At 58.7% G+C, this 14,764-nt stretch carries 12 protein-coding genes and 1 pseudogene; 4 read left to right on the forward strand and 9 right to left on the reverse strand.

The features are described 5' to 3' along the window. Positions 1–67: 67 nt before the first annotated feature. Positions 68–2,488, reverse strand: coding sequence for a phage/plasmid primase, P4 family (locus DLM46_RS01720; RefSeq protein ID WP_115098973.1), 2,421 nt, complete (start codon positions 2,486–2,488; stop codon positions 68–70). A 1,539-nt stretch (positions 2,489–4,027) separates the two neighbouring features. On the opposite strand from DLM46_RS01720, the gene DLM46_RS01725 reads away from it, so the two are divergent. After that, the gene (locus DLM46_RS01725; RefSeq protein ID WP_115098974.1) at positions 4,028–5,173 is read left to right on the forward strand and encodes a YaaC family protein; all 1,146 of its coding nucleotides are present in this window, start codon (positions 4,028–4,030) and stop codon (positions 5,171–5,173) included. Between the two features lie 20 nt (positions 5,174–5,193). Next, positions 5,194–5,544, forward strand: coding sequence for a nucleotide pyrophosphohydrolase (locus DLM46_RS01730; RefSeq protein WP_115099262.1), 351 nt, complete (start codon positions 5,194–5,196; stop codon positions 5,542–5,544). Here DLM46_RS01730 and DLM46_RS01735 read toward each other — a convergent pair whose 3' ends face one another. Then, a complete protein-coding gene (locus DLM46_RS01735) occupies positions 5,545–6,435 on the reverse strand; it encodes an HNH endonuclease (RefSeq protein ID WP_115098975.1) in 891 nt (296 codons plus the stop codon). Between the two features lie 184 nt (positions 6,436–6,619). Further along, positions 6,620–6,901 (reverse strand): hypothetical protein, encoded by a 282-nt coding sequence (locus DLM46_RS01740; RefSeq protein ID WP_133300290.1) that lies wholly within the window; start codon positions 6,899–6,901, stop codon positions 6,620–6,622. A 497-nt stretch (positions 6,902–7,398) separates the two neighbouring features. Here DLM46_RS01740 and DLM46_RS01745 point away from each other — a divergent pair, with 497 nt between their 5' ends. After that, complete coding sequence (locus DLM46_RS01745; protein WP_244305786.1) at positions 7,399–7,860, forward strand: DUF4145 domain-containing protein; 462 nt, start codon at positions 7,399–7,401, stop codon at positions 7,858–7,860. A 232-nt stretch (positions 7,861–8,092) separates the two neighbouring features. After that, positions 8,093–8,188, forward strand: a pseudogene (gene moaC, locus DLM46_RS01750) (cyclic pyranopterin monophosphate synthase MoaC); the annotation flags it as partial. Positions 8,189–8,267: 79 nt separating this feature from the next. On the opposite strand, the gene DLM46_RS01755 reads toward moaC, so the two are convergent. The 6 genes from DLM46_RS01755 to DLM46_RS01780 all read right to left on the reverse strand — a co-directional run bounded on the left by DLM46_RS01755 (position 8,268) and on the right by DLM46_RS01780 (position 14,726). Next, positions 8,268–10,052, reverse strand: a complete 1,785-nt coding sequence (locus DLM46_RS01755) for a PglL family O-oligosaccharyltransferase (protein WP_115098978.1) — start codon at positions 10,050–10,052, stop codon at positions 8,268–8,270. A gap of 122 nt (positions 10,053–10,174) precedes the next feature. Further along, positions 10,175–10,798, reverse strand: a complete 624-nt coding sequence (locus DLM46_RS01760) for a pilin (RefSeq protein ID WP_115098979.1) — start codon at positions 10,796–10,798, stop codon at positions 10,175–10,177. Between the two features lie 135 nt (positions 10,799–10,933). After that, on the reverse strand, positions 10,934–11,638 hold the full coding sequence (locus DLM46_RS01765) for a TerC family protein (RefSeq protein ID WP_115098980.1): 705 nt from the start codon (positions 11,636–11,638) through the stop codon (positions 10,934–10,936). Positions 11,639–11,783: 145 nt separating this feature from the next. Beyond that, positions 11,784–12,665: a succinate--CoA ligase subunit alpha gene (gene sucD, locus DLM46_RS01770; RefSeq protein ID WP_115098981.1), complete on the reverse strand. Its 882-nt coding sequence runs from the start codon at positions 12,663–12,665 to the stop codon at positions 11,784–11,786. A gap of 115 nt (positions 12,666–12,780) precedes the next feature. Beyond that, positions 12,781–13,947: an ADP-forming succinate--CoA ligase subunit beta gene (gene sucC / locus DLM46_RS01775; protein WP_115098982.1), complete on the reverse strand. Its 1,167-nt coding sequence runs from the start codon at positions 13,945–13,947 to the stop codon at positions 12,781–12,783. Further along, the gene (locus tag DLM46_RS01780; protein ID WP_115098983.1) at positions 13,944–14,726 is read right to left on the reverse strand and encodes a DUF2889 domain-containing protein; all 783 of its coding nucleotides are present in this window, start codon (positions 14,724–14,726) and stop codon (positions 13,944–13,946) included. The genes sucC and DLM46_RS01780 overlap by 4 nt, the downstream gene beginning before the upstream one ends. Between the last annotated feature and the right edge of the window lie 38 nt (positions 14,727–14,764).

The following is a 14,764-nucleotide window of genomic DNA, read 5'->3' on the forward strand; positions in this document are numbered from 1 at the left end:
GATTGATATGAAAAAATTTTCAAAAACAGGTGTTATTCGTCACTTCGTCACTGATCGGTCAAGGCAATTAGTTTGCTTCTGATCTAAATACCGGATGGACCTGCATTCCGAGTGGCGGACCATCATGGAAGATGTGGCGGGAATCGGTAAGGGAAAGACCAATCCAAAACGACTTCTTGTTCGATTCCCGGCTTGTACAACCCTTGTTGCGGAGTGATTTATTGAACTGCCGCAACGTGATTGGTCGTAATCCGCTATCTTGCGCCCACACCTTATAGTTGTCGTAGGCGTCCTTGGTGGAAATATCACCAGCCGATGACTTCGTACACTCGGTAAGCCACTGCGCAATGATGTCTTGGTCTTCTTTGTACGCCGCGCTTGCTTCGAGAATCACACGTGGCGTGTCAGTCAGTCGGCGGCGACGCCATTCCAAGCAACCTCGTGCCATCCACGCGAAGATGTGGGGCATTTCTTGCATCAGCTTGGCCGGAAGTGCTTGATCGCGCTCTTCGGGTGCGAACGTTTTCTTGAAGGGGATGATCCTCAAACGACGGTCGAAGCCACCGTCGTTACCGGAATTGTCCGGCATGTGGTTGCCCGTAATGACGAGCTTCATCACCGGCGTAAATTCAATCGGCGACCCGTAGTTTGCCCGCGCGGTCATCGAATCACCGGCAACAAGGCTCTTAATCCGGGACTGCGCGAACTTGGAATTTTCCTCCGCTTCCGAGGACATCACCATTCGTGCACCGATCAGTGGCACAAGGTCAGGCGTCGCCGCGCCACCCTGCCGACTGGCCCCACACAATGTCTCGGGCGCAACCACTCGGGCGTAGTCGCCCATGATGCGTTTCAAGGTCTCGACAAGTACAGACTTGCCGTTGGCCCCGTGTCCGTACAGAAACACGAAAATATGTTCCTCGGTTGAAGCGGTCAGCAGGTAGCCACAGTACCGGTGCAGCCAGTCGATCAATTCCACGTCACCGACCGAGACTTCTTCCAGAAACCGCTTCCAGCGGACGGCGCGATTCGGGTCCCCGAGTTCGGCCACGTTCATCGACTTAGTTACGTAGTCGTCCGGCGTAGCCGGTCTTGCAATACCGGATCGCAGATCGAGGACCTGTCGGGCATTGTCGAAGCCGATCAGCATCTCGTTCGCGTCGAGGTCCGCGAACGACACCCGAATTTGCGGAAAGGTCTCCAACGACGACACAGAATCACCCACCGTCTTCCGTTGCTGGCATCGGCGAGACCACTTCGCGAATTCAACCGAATGCGACAGGTATTGCCCTACCTCAGCATGCAGCATCTCAGGCAACTTCGTGGCTGCAAGCGTATTGACCCAAGAGCCGTCGGCGTCCCACGTCCACGCGGCGCCATCCCAGACCAACCACTTCCTCACGTCGTATACATACTTCAAGCGGTTTCCGACAAGGTACGCCAATCGCTGCGCGTTGCCATAGTCCGTCAGCGGATATGTCGTGGCTGTGCCGTTACGCACATCGAATCCGGGCAGGCTTGGAACCGTGATCGGGTCTAGGACCTCTGTAACAGGCACGACCTCAGGTCTCAGTGCTCCATGTAGTTGCCGCTCGACTACCTCGATTCCTTCGTCCCGGTGCAAGTCGTTGAAGTCGCCAGTTTCGCGACCATCGGCGAAGGCGGGGTAGACGGCAACTGCATTGGACGCAGCAGCCAGTGCATCGTTGGCATACCGCTCACCGGCGGCAGATTTGTCCAGATCACCGGCAATCAGGATGCGCGAGTTCGGGTATCGCGAACAAAGGCTTTCGGCCACCCGCGCAAGGTTTCCGCCATCGAAACAGACGACCGTCGCGCAGCCAGTCGCTTCGTGCAAGGAACAACCAGTCGCCCAACCTTCACACGCGATCAGCGGCGAACCATCAGCAGGATCGCCCAAGATCATGCGCCCGGACTTCATCTTGCCCTTGGGAAGATACTGCTTTTCTCCGGCATCATCGATGAACTGCAAACTCTGCAAGGCGTCGTCAGGGCCATACACTGGCAGCACCAGTCTGCCGTTCGAAGCCTGTCGTGCGCCGAAGGGCGTGATTCCCTTCTGCGTCACGTATTGGTATGCCGCTTGAAGTTCGGTGCTGTCGGCAAGCATTCGAATGGCGGTCTCTCTTGCCTGAGCGTGTTCGGCTGCGAGTGCTGCCGCAGCCTGTCGGCGTTGTTCTTCTGCGCGTCGGCGAATCTCTTTCAGTTCATTCGCGGACGGCGGCGGCGCATTGGAATCACGTTGTTGCCACACATACGTTTTACCCGTGCGGTAATCGCCGAACGCCGCGCCAGCGCCATCAGGGAAGAGTTTGCACCACCCGGCATCGTCGGTGTCTGTACCGTCGGTCGGAAATCGGACGACCCGACCGGCTTCTAGCCTGCGCTTCGGCGACGGGATTCCTGCTTCGACAAACGCTGTATATACATCTCGGGAAAAAATTACATTTTTGTTAGCTTGATTCATGGATCATTGCGCGTAATCGCGCACATCAGTAAGCATTCCTTATTGACTGAACGACATAGGCGCGAACAGTCGAATCGCCGTCGCATTATTGGCGACAGACGATAAGGAAGCTAGGGCGGTTAGTTCAGTTCTCGGGCGACATCTCGCCAGACGCACAAAAGTCATGCGAAAAGCGACGACTCAATAAGCCTGAGAACGCCTTGGGTACTACTAGGGGGAATTCATGTACCGCTTGACCAGAACAGTCGAAGCGTTGCGGCAGAAGCCGCTCAGTGGTGTTCAGCCGAAGGCGTGAACGAAATCAAAAACTCAGTGATACGCATTATGCCTGAATGGGCCGCACTTGTCAATCCAATTCTTGACATGCGGTCTGTTTCGTGGGCCGCCCGTTATTATCGCAGCAGTGGCAACCGGTCGAAACCAATGCACCTGACTGGCTGACGAACAATCCAGTATCACGGCTACCAGTCGCACCATTGCACCGGACCATTGCAGATACTGTCTGCAATGGTCAGTTGGTACGGCCCGCTGCAACAGTCGCGGGTGCAACAGTCGGCAGCAGCGTTTACCAGTGCTACCACCAATCAACCATCAGTGGTTCGATGGCAACAGGCAACAGGCAACAGGCAACAGGCAACAGGCAACAGGCAATGACGATAGCGCACCACCTGGATCGAGTACCGAGTGCGACGGTCGCAACGGTTCAGCAATCGCCACCTTTGCGACAACCATCGACCCCGGCAGTCCGACTGTTGCTACCAGTTCACCGGTCCATTGCCACCAGTCGAGGACATCCGTCGCGGCACCATTCAGCGTGCTGCTACCACAGAAGAGCGCGGACAGCAGTCACCAGATACCGTCACCATCACCGGCTACCATCTGCGCAGCAACCATCAGTCATTGGTCAGCGTCACCATTCAGTACGCCGCTACCAGTGAAACTGGACTGTGCGACAGTGATACGGACTATCGGTCTACCATTGCAACAGTGGTGCGGTACTGTTGGTCGCAGGGGCCATACCACCGCCATCATTGACTACCGCGAAGTACCAATGGTCAATCGGCCATTGGTGGTACAGCGGACACTGCAAGCGTGTGTAACCAGTCCGTCCACCATTGCTACAGTGCGTCCGTAGCAGTGTGTCATGCAATGGTGCACCAGTCAGCACCATTGCCCGACCTGGTATCAATGGTCGGTGCAGTCAGTGGCCGGTCCACATTGCATTGCAGTCTACCAGTCGGTAACAGTCACCAGACGCGGCACCACTGGTCAATCAGTCTGCCTACCATTGGTACAGTGGTTCCCTATCGTCTGCAATCCAATGGTGCATCAGTCAGTACCATTGTCCGACCGGGCATCAATGTGTAGCGACTACCGCCATATGGCGACAGCCGCAGCCTTCAATGGTCGCAGCGGTCGCGCCAGTCACACATATAGTGTGAACGGATCGTCGCCGGTCGTACCAGTCATCGACAATGGCAACACTGGATCGACCATAGCGCCTTACAATTCGAATTGTTGTCGGGAGGGCATTTGACGATGGACTGGCATGGACTTCAATTTCTCGAAAGCACCGACAACCTTCGGAGCGTAATCCAGCACCATCACGGTTGGCATCCGAACGCCGAACAAGCCCGCGAACTGTCGGCCTGCATACGTCAAGGACGCCTGTTCTACGAGACAGCCTCCACCGCACCTCTCGAAATCAAACCGCTACAGTTGTTCTACGGAATGGTAGCCTTCGCAAAGGCACTCGTCCTCGCCAGCGACCGCCACCAACGCTTGGGAACGATGGTAGGTAGCCACGGCTTGACTGATTGTTCGGCGGCCAACAGTCGATTATCCGACCTGTGCGTTCTGATTCGTGGGCGCGGCACGTTCTCAGCATTCAACGACGTAGTGTCCCGGCTCAACCGGTTGTGCTACTTCGGTGTGGGTAGCCATCCGATGTCAATTGTCTTACCGTGCGCTAACTCAGCGGACCTCGACGGCGTGCGGATGACGTTGAAAGACATCCTCAGCAGGACGCCTGGGTTGGACCGCATTTACCGGGCGACATTCAATACACAGGCAAACGCTGAACCCCTGTGGATTCAAGGACCGTCGATAGACGGCGAACCTTGGACGATACGAATCGATGACGCGTCAATGTTCGACTCTCGCGAATCATTGCGTACAATCGTGAACCGATGGCGTGAGCGCTTCCCGTTCTTGGCGGGCTGGCGCGTATCCACCGCGCAGTGTAGCTGGGGCAAATCGATTATTGTCTTTGCAAACGCTGCCCCGAACGGAGACGATATAGCTGACGACCAACTTGAAGCAAACGGCGCGGCGTTCCAAGTGCGCGGTGGTGTGCCCCGGGAGCACCTGCTCCAAGACATACAGCATCACGTTGATCCAGTTGGTGGCGGCTTTGGAAGCGGCGGGCAGTACGCCATTGCCCCGGTGAACGGCCACTTCCTGTCAGAGTTTTCGCTTCAATACGCCGCGCTCTTTGTCCTTAGCTCTCTGGTACGCTACCGTCCTCAGATTTGGATGCACTCGCTGTCGCAGACCGCTGCGGCGAACCAACCGGCTGATGATGGACCTCTTGCGCTCATAGAAGCGCTGATGTCGCAAAATCAACGGCAAGTGCCACAACTTGTTTGCGAAATCATCAACCCCGGCTTGGCCGCCACAGTGTAATGGTTTTGGGAGTTAAGGCTATGGCGATCAACGATCTGCTGAAACAGGTGCTGGATTTCCGCGATGCCCGCGACTGGCATCAATTTCATACTCTCCGCAATCTGATTGTCTCCACCAGCATTGAAGCCGGTGAGCTACTAGAGACGATACAGTGGAAGACCGATTCAGAGATTGAAGCCCTCCTCCTCGATCCGACACAACGAAACAACCTCAAGCATGAATGCGCCGATGTGTTCATCTACCTTTTGCTAGTCGCCCATACAGCGGGGTTCGATCTCCTCGATGCAGCGTCAGAAAAGCTCAAGCTGAATGCGGAGCGCTACCCAGTGGACAAGGCAAGAGGAACCGCCGCGAAATATTCCGAATTATGATTATCGGAAGCTCTCTCGATGAAACGCCAAAGCCTCACTGGACGGGTGTGCGGATGGATTGGCCGGAGGCGTTAGCTTCTTCCCCTCCAATTCGGCGTAGGACGTGCCGGCAAGTCGCGGGCTGACCATCAAAGCGAACTCCTCCGTGACAGCCAGCAACCCTTCATCAAACAACCGATGTAAGTCCACCCGCAGACAAAGACCGTTCTGCGGATGGTTACTTTGTTCGTTAATGTAGGGCTGGATATGTGCGGCTTCCAGCAACTCCACAACCGATTCACCGAAAACGCAGCAGCGATAGTTGTAGTTGCGAAGTATCTGCTGGCGAAACGCAGACTGCCCCTTCCGGTCCTTGCGTTGAGACGGCTTGCGACTCACGGCGCCAGTTACCATCTCGAAAGCGTTCGTCACGGCACTCCCCCCAAGGTGGGCCGCAAAGCCATCCGCCTCGGGGAAGTATTTGAGTTTGACGATCTGCGGCGGAAAGAGATGACCGAACGTTTCTGGAACAAAGAAGCGGTCGTCATCCAACATAACAACGTCCTCCAACTCGATGCACCCGATCATCGGATTGTCCGTCGCTACGTACCCGTTCGCTCGTCTTTGCGCAAACCCCTCAATCTTCGCAACCAAGTCGGCGTGACTATCGACGCCATTCCCCAGTCCATAGGTATCCCATGCCGCCTCTGCCGTCATATCGACGTAGCGACTGAAAACGCCGTACCCGCCGATCTTGCGCACCGGCGCCTTTAACATGAAATACAGGCGATCCCCCTTTCCAAGACCCTTCACGCCCCATGGAGTCGGTGTCCAGAAATTTACAAAGCGCCCCACCGGTGCCGCTCTAAGCCTCTCAAACCAGTCAAGATCGGTCGGCGCAATCGCAAACATGTAATCCCCGTGTGGATAAGTAGACCATCGCCAATCAGTTACGCCGTCAATGCGTCCGGCGCATCCTTCGATGCCAACAACTGTCCTGTCCTACAGTCGCGATCGGCTGCTGAACATCGAAACGCGGCAATGACTTCACGATCTTCATCGTTTCGAGGCTGACCGTCACGACACGCCGGACCCGCTACTTTAGGACGTTAACGGAGACCGGCTGATCGTCGTCGCCTTCTACTTGGATTTTGTAGCCGCCCGACTTCGATTGAAAGATTATTACGTTCGGCGAATACGCATAGTGGTAATGGTAGTGATAGACGGCCTGTTGAATCACATGTCCGTCCATTAGCTTGTAGATGGTCTCGCCATCCCACCCGTGGAATTCCCCGTCAATCTTCCCTTCGTATGCACTTTGAGCGATGGCAGAAGCAGACGCCAACGAAACCAGCAGTGCCGCAAGAACGACTTTCATAAAAGTCTCCCCCTCTTTCAGATATTGAGGTGTCTGTAAGCACGCGTTCATGGCTCGCTTTCGACGTTCCACCCGTTATGTACCGGATAACGGCAGCGTAGGGAAAGCCTTTAGCCGGCTGCCATGGACCGCGCTTCGGGGTGGGAGATTAAGGAATAGGCTCAATGACACCTGCCCGAGGTATCGGCGGCTTTTCGACTTTCCACAATGCAGGAAATACCCGCAGAATGTCGGTTGGAATCAATTCAGACCGAGGCCGAACAATGGCAACAATGAACGAGCACGGAAACGTGACCGCTAACTGTCCAACTTGCAATGGCGCGTTGACATCATTCATTGTGGGCGATGCACAGCGAGGGCGGTATGGCGAAATATTTCGCCAAGTCGGCAGCGACGGAGAAATATACCGGCTGGCGTGCTGCTCCGGTTGTGGCACTGGCGCACTTATCACACTCGCGACCGCCCGCGATCTGCGCGGTGGTGGGACAGCAGTGCGCATGATCGATTTCTACCCGGAAGCTGAGATTCGGCAAACTTTGCCGGACGCCGTTCCCAAGGGCATCATCAAGGAATTCCGGGAAGGTGAGGAATGTGCAGAAGCCGGGTGCTACCGTGCCGCTGCCGCCTTGTTTCGGTCCGTGCTGGACAAGACGCTTTGCGCCAACGGGTACAAGCTGAAAAAGGGCACGCCGCTCGAACAGCAGATCGACTTGGCCGCCGAAGATGGCGTCATCACTGCATCACGCCGGAAACGCGCCCACGAAGAGATTCGCACCTTGGGAAACTACGTGCTGCACGAAGAGTGGCGGCAAGTCACTCCGTCGGAAGTGAAGGTTGCCAAGGAATACGCGGCATACCTACTGCACGACTTCTACGATGATCGGGAAACCGTGCTGGCGTTGCTTCGAGAGAAGAACCGTTTCGCTGATGAAGACCGGCCATCGGACGATGATGACTGACGGTCAAGCTCGGTCGCGTAAGCGACCATACGTCCCTACGCGTCGGTGGATGTCCACGAACGCCGCATTTCGCGTAAACTCATGTTTAGCGTTGGAAGCGCCGATTTTTCTTGTTCCAATCCTGCTCCAACGCTGCTCCACTCAACCAACTAGATTGGTCAAGATCGAACGAAGCGCAGCCCCTAAGCCTTTGATTCTAAAGACTGTCCCACAAGGCTACGAACGGCATCCAGACATGTGCAAGGCGGTGGATCGCGGCATGACGATCACCGATGTGCGTGTGATGGAGAAGCACGGCGGGAAGTCGGGGGATTGGGTGGCGGCCTGATGGCGGCCTGATGGTGGCCTGATTCGGCCACCATCGGCGCCCCGCTGCGGCGCTGAAGCTCACGGACGACAGCGCGGCATCACTCCTCTTCGCTGTCGTCGTCCTGATTGACATCGCTCGGCGGCATGCCGTACCGCTTCATCAATTCTGCCTTGAAGCCGGTCAGCGTCTTCTGCTCGTCGCACAGTCCATACAGATAGCTGAGCTGCGACGGCCAATCCTTCAATTCCTCGGCAAAAATCTTCAGGCGTTCGACCGTGTCGAATGCCGCCGCCGTATCGCCGCTCAATGCCTGCAGCACCGCATAACGGCGCAGCACGGTTTCGCCCGGCAATAGCGCCATCGCCTGCTTGTGCATCGCGAGTTTGTGTTGCAGGTCCATCGAATTCATCGGCAGCAGCGTCGCGAGGCCATACTCGCCCCACGCCTGGAACAGGAACGACGGGTCCGCGCGGTACTGTTCGGCGGGACGCGAGCCGTAATACAGCACCTCGGCGCGAGCGTAGTCGCGATACACCGGATATAACGCCGCCAGCCCGCCGAACACCACCACCGCGAACGTGCCGAACGACAGGCGGCCAGGCACGAGGCGCAGCGGACGCGTCTCCAACAAACCGAACACGAACATCGCCGGCAGCAGAAAGAACATGTACTGCTGCGGATACTCGACCAGCGCATGCATGACCAGCACGCCGATCAGCGCAATGCCGAATACGCGCGCGGAAGTGTGCGGCGCACGCACGACGCGCACCATCCACGCGACCAGGCCAAACAGCACGATCGCGAGGCCGATCAAGCCGGTTTTCGCGAGCAGATCGATGAAGACGTCATGCGAGTTATTGGCGATCTCGACACCGCCGAGCGCCTTCACATACTCGTACTGGTAGCCCGGAAATTCGCCCCAGCCGACACCCAGCAACGGATGCGTCCTGAACATCGTCCAGCCGTACTTCCACAGCGCGAGGCGCGGAGCGATCTGGCCGGCGTCCTTGAAGCGATCGGTAGCCGACTGCCCGAGTTCGAGGTGGTAGTGCACATTGGCCCAGCGGATCAACGCGTTGATGACGAAGAACAACACCGCGAGTGCGATCGGGATCAGCCATTCGCGGTTGCTGCGGCGTAGAAGCGGCTCATTGCGCGTCTGCGCAAACGCCATCCAGAAACCCGCCACCACGATCACGCCCATCTGCAACCAGGGACCGCGCGATACGGTCAGCGCGAGGCCAACCGCGAAGATCGTCGACACCAGCAGCCAGACGCCGATAGCAAGTTGGCGCGTCTGCGCGAGAAACAGCGCGCCCGCCATGGCAAACGCAATATAAGTGGCGAGGTGATTCGCCTGCGCCATATTGCCGAACGGCCGGCGCTCGACGATCACGTTGTAGGCAACGACGAGCGGCGACACCTTCGCTTCGACGTGAAGCAACTGGATGACCTGGCAGAACACCGCATACAGGCCGCCGATGATCAACGCCCAGGCCGCCCAGCGCAACGCGGTTTCGGTAAGTTTTGTGCGTGTGAAGCCATAGCCGGCATGCGCAGCCATGAAGGCCGCGAGCAGATAGCCGCCGCCGAGCCAGTTCATCGACGGCTGCCTGACTGGCAGCAACGCCGATTGCGCAACCAGCACCAGTCCGAAAAACAGCGGCACCAGCGCGACGACCGGCGATGCGAACGAAATGCGCGGCGTGGCGCTCCACACCAGTAGCACGACGCCCGCGCCGGTCAGCAGGTACAGCGCGAGCGCCGTGAATTCAGCGTAGAACGTCGGAATCGGATAGGTGTGGTTGACGACTGCATAGGGCAGCACCAACGCGAGAGACAGCAGAATGAGAGACAGGTAGCGCGCGAATGGGGTGGGCATTGAGTAACCGGAGGCGTCAGCAACCGGCGCACTATACAAAAAAATTCTTCTGCTGTGCGCCGGACGCGCCGAAATATCCTGAAAATCAGCCTTTTACATTCGGCTACCGCTCAGACAGCGGCTCATGCGCGGCACTCCGGTGGTGCAAGATTCGACGGCAACGTCGGCGCATCGGCCGGCACGGGACCGGCACCCGGCGCAGGTAATGAAGACGCCGTCTTGCCGCCGGCAAAACATTCCCATGTAACCGCGCCAGCTTGCGAAGAACCTTTACTCAACGCGATCCGTGCCGTGGGCGCGCCTACGTTGTCGGGCACCGAAGGCACCAGCGTGAGCGTATTCGAACCAGCCTGCGCCACGCGCGTCGTGAAAGCGACAGTAATCTGGCCGGTGTCCTCGTCGACGCGAATCGACTCGACGTTGCGGGTGGCCGGCGGCGACGCATAACCGCCGCCGAACGCATTGCCGCTGGCGGCGTTCTCGGACACCGCGAGACGCGCGGACGCGGCCAGCGACAAGCCTTCACCAACGCGGCTGCGAGCCAGATAGTCCTGATACGCCGGAATCGCGTAAGCAGCGATCACGCCGACAATCGCCAGCACGATCATCAATTCGATCAGCGTAAAGCCGAAGCCGCCAGGGCGGCAGGCGCGTGCAATTCGCGCGGGCCACTGCGCCCGCCGGGAGCTTGAGCGCGCGGAAAGCGTGGACTGTGGATAAGGGGAATACGGCAAAGTAACGATCATCGGCAGGCTCCTGAAACGAAAAACGCCTGCCCCGCGAATCGGGGACAGGCGTTTCCATCGTAGCCAGCAGCGCTTGCTCTACACAGTCAGCCGGATGGCCAACGTTGCGCTATCCCGGCGCTGCTCCGCCAAGGTTCAGGCCGCCGCGCGTTTGGCGTTGCGGCGCTTGAGCAGATAGCCCAGCACCACGACGAACACCGCACCGGCGATGCTCATACTGTATTCGGCCACCGGCGTATCGAGGATCGGCCAACGGTCGCCCGCCGGATCGTTGATGATCAAACCACCCGCAATCCAGCCGAGCAACGCGGCGCCGAGCGTGATGACGATCGGAAAGCGGTCGAGCAGTTTCAGCACCAGTTGGCTGCCCCACACGATCAGCGGAATGCTGACCACCAGCCCGAAAATCACCAGCGCAAGACGATGTCCTGGATCCGCAGCCTCGGCCGCGCCGGCAATCGCGATCACGTTGTCGAGGCTCATCACCGCGTCCGCAAGGATGATGGTCTTGATCGCCGACATCAGCTTGTCGGCCGGCTTGATGTTCTCGTGAACATCGTGCGCGGGCGCCAGCAGGCGCACGCCGATCCACAGCAGCAGCAGACCGCCGGTAAATTTGAGCAGCGGCACGTCGAGCAGCGCGACCGCGAACGCGATCAGGACGACCCGCAGCAGAATGGCGCCGGCCGTGCCCCACAACACGCCTTGAGTGCGCTGCGCGGGCGGCAGCTTGCGGCAGGCCAGCGCGATCACGACGGCATTGTCGCCCCCGAGCAGGATGTCGATGACGATGATCTGAATGACTGCGCCCCAATGGAGCGTGGCGAAAAACTCGAGCATAGGTGGAGGACTAAGAGGAGGTCGAACGCGCGGCCAACAAAAAAGCGGAGGAGTCGAAAACTCCCCCGCTTATTAAGACTGCACGCTTACGAAAGGATTTCGTAAGCGTATCAAAAACGCGCCGCTGCAGCACGCGAATTTCGATTTACAGCATCGCCTTCAGAAGACGCGCCATTTCCGACGGGTTCTTCGTGACCTTGATGCCGCAGGCGTCCATGATTTCCAGCTTGGCTTCGGCCGTGTCCGCACCGCCCGAGATCAGCGCGCCGGCGTGGCCCATGCGCTTGCCCGGAGGCGCCGTCACACCGGCGATAAAGCCAACCACCGGCTTCTTCATGTTGTCCTTGATCCAGTACGCAGCGTTCGCTTCGTCCGGACCGCCGATCTCACCGATCATGATGACGGCGTCCGTGTCCGGATCGTCGTTGAACATCTTCATCACGTCGATGTGCTTCAGACCGTTGATCGGGTCGCCGCCGATACCGACTGCCGACGATTGGCCGAGGCCGATCGCCGTCAATTGACCCACCGCTTCATACGTCAGCGTGCCCGAACGCGACACGACGCCGATGCGGCCCTTGCGATGGATGTGACCCGGCATGATGCCGATCTTCAGTTCGTCCGGCGTGATCGTGCCGGGGCAGTTCGGTCCGAGCAGCAGCGTCTTGCGGTTTTCGCGACGCATACGGTCCTTGATCTCGATCATGTCGCGCACAGGGATGCCTTCCGTGATACAGATCGCCAGATCCAGATCGGCTTCAACCGCTTCCCAGATCGCAGCAGCAGCGCCTGCCGGCGGCACGTAGATCACCGACACGGTGGCGCCCGTTTCAGCCTTGGCCTCAGCGACGCTCGCGTAGATAGGAATGCCTTCGAAGTCTTCGCCGGCCTTCTTCGGGTTCACGCCTGCAACATACGCTTCACGGCCGTTTGCATATTCACGGCAAGCACGCGTATGGAACTGACCGGTCTTGCCGGTGATGCCCTGCGTGATGACTTTGGTGTCTTTGTTAATCAGAATCGACATGTATTGACCTCTGTTCGTTTGGCGTCGCGCGATTGCGCCACACGGCGAAATGTTCTCCGCCCGCGTCGCTCACGCGCCGCCATTCGTAATCCTGGGTTCCTGGTAAAGGCGCTCTTTACTTGCCTTGAGCGGCCGCGACGACCTTCTGAGCAGCTTCTTCCATGCTGTCCGCCGAGATGATCGGCAGGCCGGATTCGGCGAGCATCTTCTTGCCGAGGTCTTCGTTCGTGCCCTTCATGCGCACGACGAGCGGCACCTGCAGATGAACCGCCTTCGACGCGGCGATCACGCCTTCGGCGATCACGTCGCAGCGCATGATGCCGCCGAAGATGTTCACCAGGATCGCCGTCAGGTTCGGGTTCTTGAGCATCAGCTTGAACGCTTCGGTGACCTTCTCGGTCGTCGCGCCACCGCCCACGTCCAGGAAGTTCGCCGGTTCGCCGCCGAACAGCTTGATGGTGTCCATCGTCGCCATGGCCAGACCTGCGCCGTTCACGAGGCAGCCAATGTTGCCGTCGAGCGAGATGTAGGCGAGGTCGAACTTCGACGCTTCGACTTCAGCCGGATCTTCTTCGTCCAGATCGCGGTACGCGACGATTTCCGGGTGACGGAACAGCGCGTTCGAATCGAAGTTGAATTTCGCGTCCAGCGCGATGACCTTGCCGTCGCCGGTCAGGATCAGCGGGTTGATTTCCGCGAGCGATGCGTCGGTTTCCCAGAATGCCTTGTACAGACCTTGCAGGATCGCGCGCGCTTGCGGGATCGATGCGTCGGGCACGCCGATTTTCTTCGCGAGGTCGTCAGCTTCGGCGTCCTTCAGGCCGGTCGACGGGTCGACAGCCACCTTGTGGATCAGCTCGGGCGTCTTTTCCGCGACTTCTTCGACGTCCATGCCGCCTTCGCTCGATGCCATCACGACGATCTTCTGCGACACGCGATCGATCACGAGGCCGACATACAGTTCCTTCTTGATGTCAGCGCCTTCTTCGATCAGCAGACGATTCACCTTCTGGCCTTCCGGACCGGTCTGGTGCGTGACGAGCTGCATGCCGAGGATCTGGTTCGAGTATTCACGAACCTGTTCCAGCGACTTGGCGACCTTCACGCCGCCGCCCTTGCCACGGCCACCCGCGTGGATCTGAGCCTTCACGACCCATACCGGGCCGCCGAGCTCTTCCGCGGCCTTGACCGCATCATCCACCGAGAAGACCGGCTTGCCGCGCGGTACCGCGACGCCGAATTTCCGCAGGATTTCCTTACCCTGGTACTCGTGAATCTTCATGCGTGATTCCCTTCAGTCTGAGAGTTGGATTGAACTTCGTTTCCGCTGCCGTCGTTCACGCCGGACGCGCCGCTGCCGTTGCCAGTCAGACGGGACGCTCCGTCGCCCGAGCCGGCCGCGCGATCCGCTGAACGCGGCGCGTGGCCATACCAGCGCGGATAAAACTGTTGCACCGCCTCGCCGTCGAAACGCAGCGCGTGGCAGCGTCCCAGCTGGAATGGCGGTTTGTCGTTGGAATGCTCGCCAGCGCCGTTTGTGCCGTTTGTGCTGTCTGCGCCTTTGGCCTGCCCGGTCCTTGAACTCGCCGTTGCGCGCGGCGTACCTTCGCCAGGCGTGCCGTCGTTGGTGTTCCATACGTCGCCGGCGAACGCCTGGATCGCGGCGGTCGGCAAAAGCGCGCACAACTCGGTGAGATGCGTGCAGCCAGCCGTGCCGGCCAGCAAACGGGCGGCATCGCTACGGAAGTTCTGGAACAGATTGAGCCCGATAAGGGCGCGGTAGGCGGGATTACTGGCTTGACACAAGCCTGGATAGGGCACCCAGTCGGACGACGCTTCTGCGTCGACGACATTGAGCTTGCGATCGATGGTGATGCGAAGCCAGAGTTCATGGATCGGCTGACCCTTGGGCCGGACGCCCGACGCAAGCACCACATCGCGTGGTTTTTCGTCGGTCAAGCACGCTTCCACATCCCACAGGCCATCGGCTCGCTCATGGGCTTCCGCTCTGATTGCGCGGCGATGGCGCAACTGACGGGAGACAGGTGGGGAGAGCGGCATGCGGAAAGGAAAGGCCGGATTGGAAAACCAGCGAATCT

Source organism: Paraburkholderia lacunae (assembly GCF_003353175.1).
Classification (GTDB): domain Bacteria; phylum Pseudomonadota; class Gammaproteobacteria; order Burkholderiales; family Burkholderiaceae; genus Paraburkholderia; species Paraburkholderia lacunae.

Coding starts and splice junctions, on each gene's coding strand:
- DLM46_RS01765 (WP_115098980.1), bottom strand. CDS start 11,638: ATGCTCGAGTTTTTCGCCACGCTCCATTGGGGCGCAGTCATTCAGATC.
- DLM46_RS01720 (WP_115098973.1), bottom strand. CDS start 2,488: ATGAATCAAGCTAACAAAAATGTAATTTTTTCCCGAGATGTATATACA.
- DLM46_RS01780 (WP_115098983.1), bottom strand. CDS start 14,726: ATGCCGCTCTCCCCACCTGTCTCCCGTCAGTTGCGCCATCGCCGCGCA.
- DLM46_RS01725 (WP_115098974.1), top strand. CDS start 4,028: ATGGACTGGCATGGACTTCAATTTCTCGAAAGCACCGACAACCTTCGG.
- sucD (WP_115098981.1), bottom strand. CDS start 12,665: ATGTCGATTCTGATTAACAAAGACACCAAAGTCATCACGCAGGGCATC.
- DLM46_RS01735 (WP_115098975.1), bottom strand. CDS start 6,435: ATGTTTGCGATTGCGCCGACCGATCTTGACTGGTTTGAGAGGCTTAGA.
- DLM46_RS01730 (WP_115099262.1), top strand. CDS start 5,194: ATGGCGATCAACGATCTGCTGAAACAGGTGCTGGATTTCCGCGATGCC.
- DLM46_RS01745 (WP_244305786.1), top strand. CDS start 7,399: ATGATCGATTTCTACCCGGAAGCTGAGATTCGGCAAACTTTGCCGGAC.
- DLM46_RS01760 (WP_115098979.1), bottom strand. CDS start 10,798: ATGATCGTTACTTTGCCGTATTCCCCTTATCCACAGTCCACGCTTTCC.
- DLM46_RS01740 (WP_133300290.1), bottom strand. CDS start 6,901: ATGAAAGTCGTTCTTGCGGCACTGCTGGTTTCGTTGGCGTCTGCTTCT.
- sucC (WP_115098982.1), bottom strand. CDS start 13,947: ATGAAGATTCACGAGTACCAGGGTAAGGAAATCCTGCGGAAATTCGGC.
- DLM46_RS01755 (WP_115098978.1), bottom strand. CDS start 10,052: ATGCCCACCCCATTCGCGCGCTACCTGTCTCTCATTCTGCTGTCTCTC.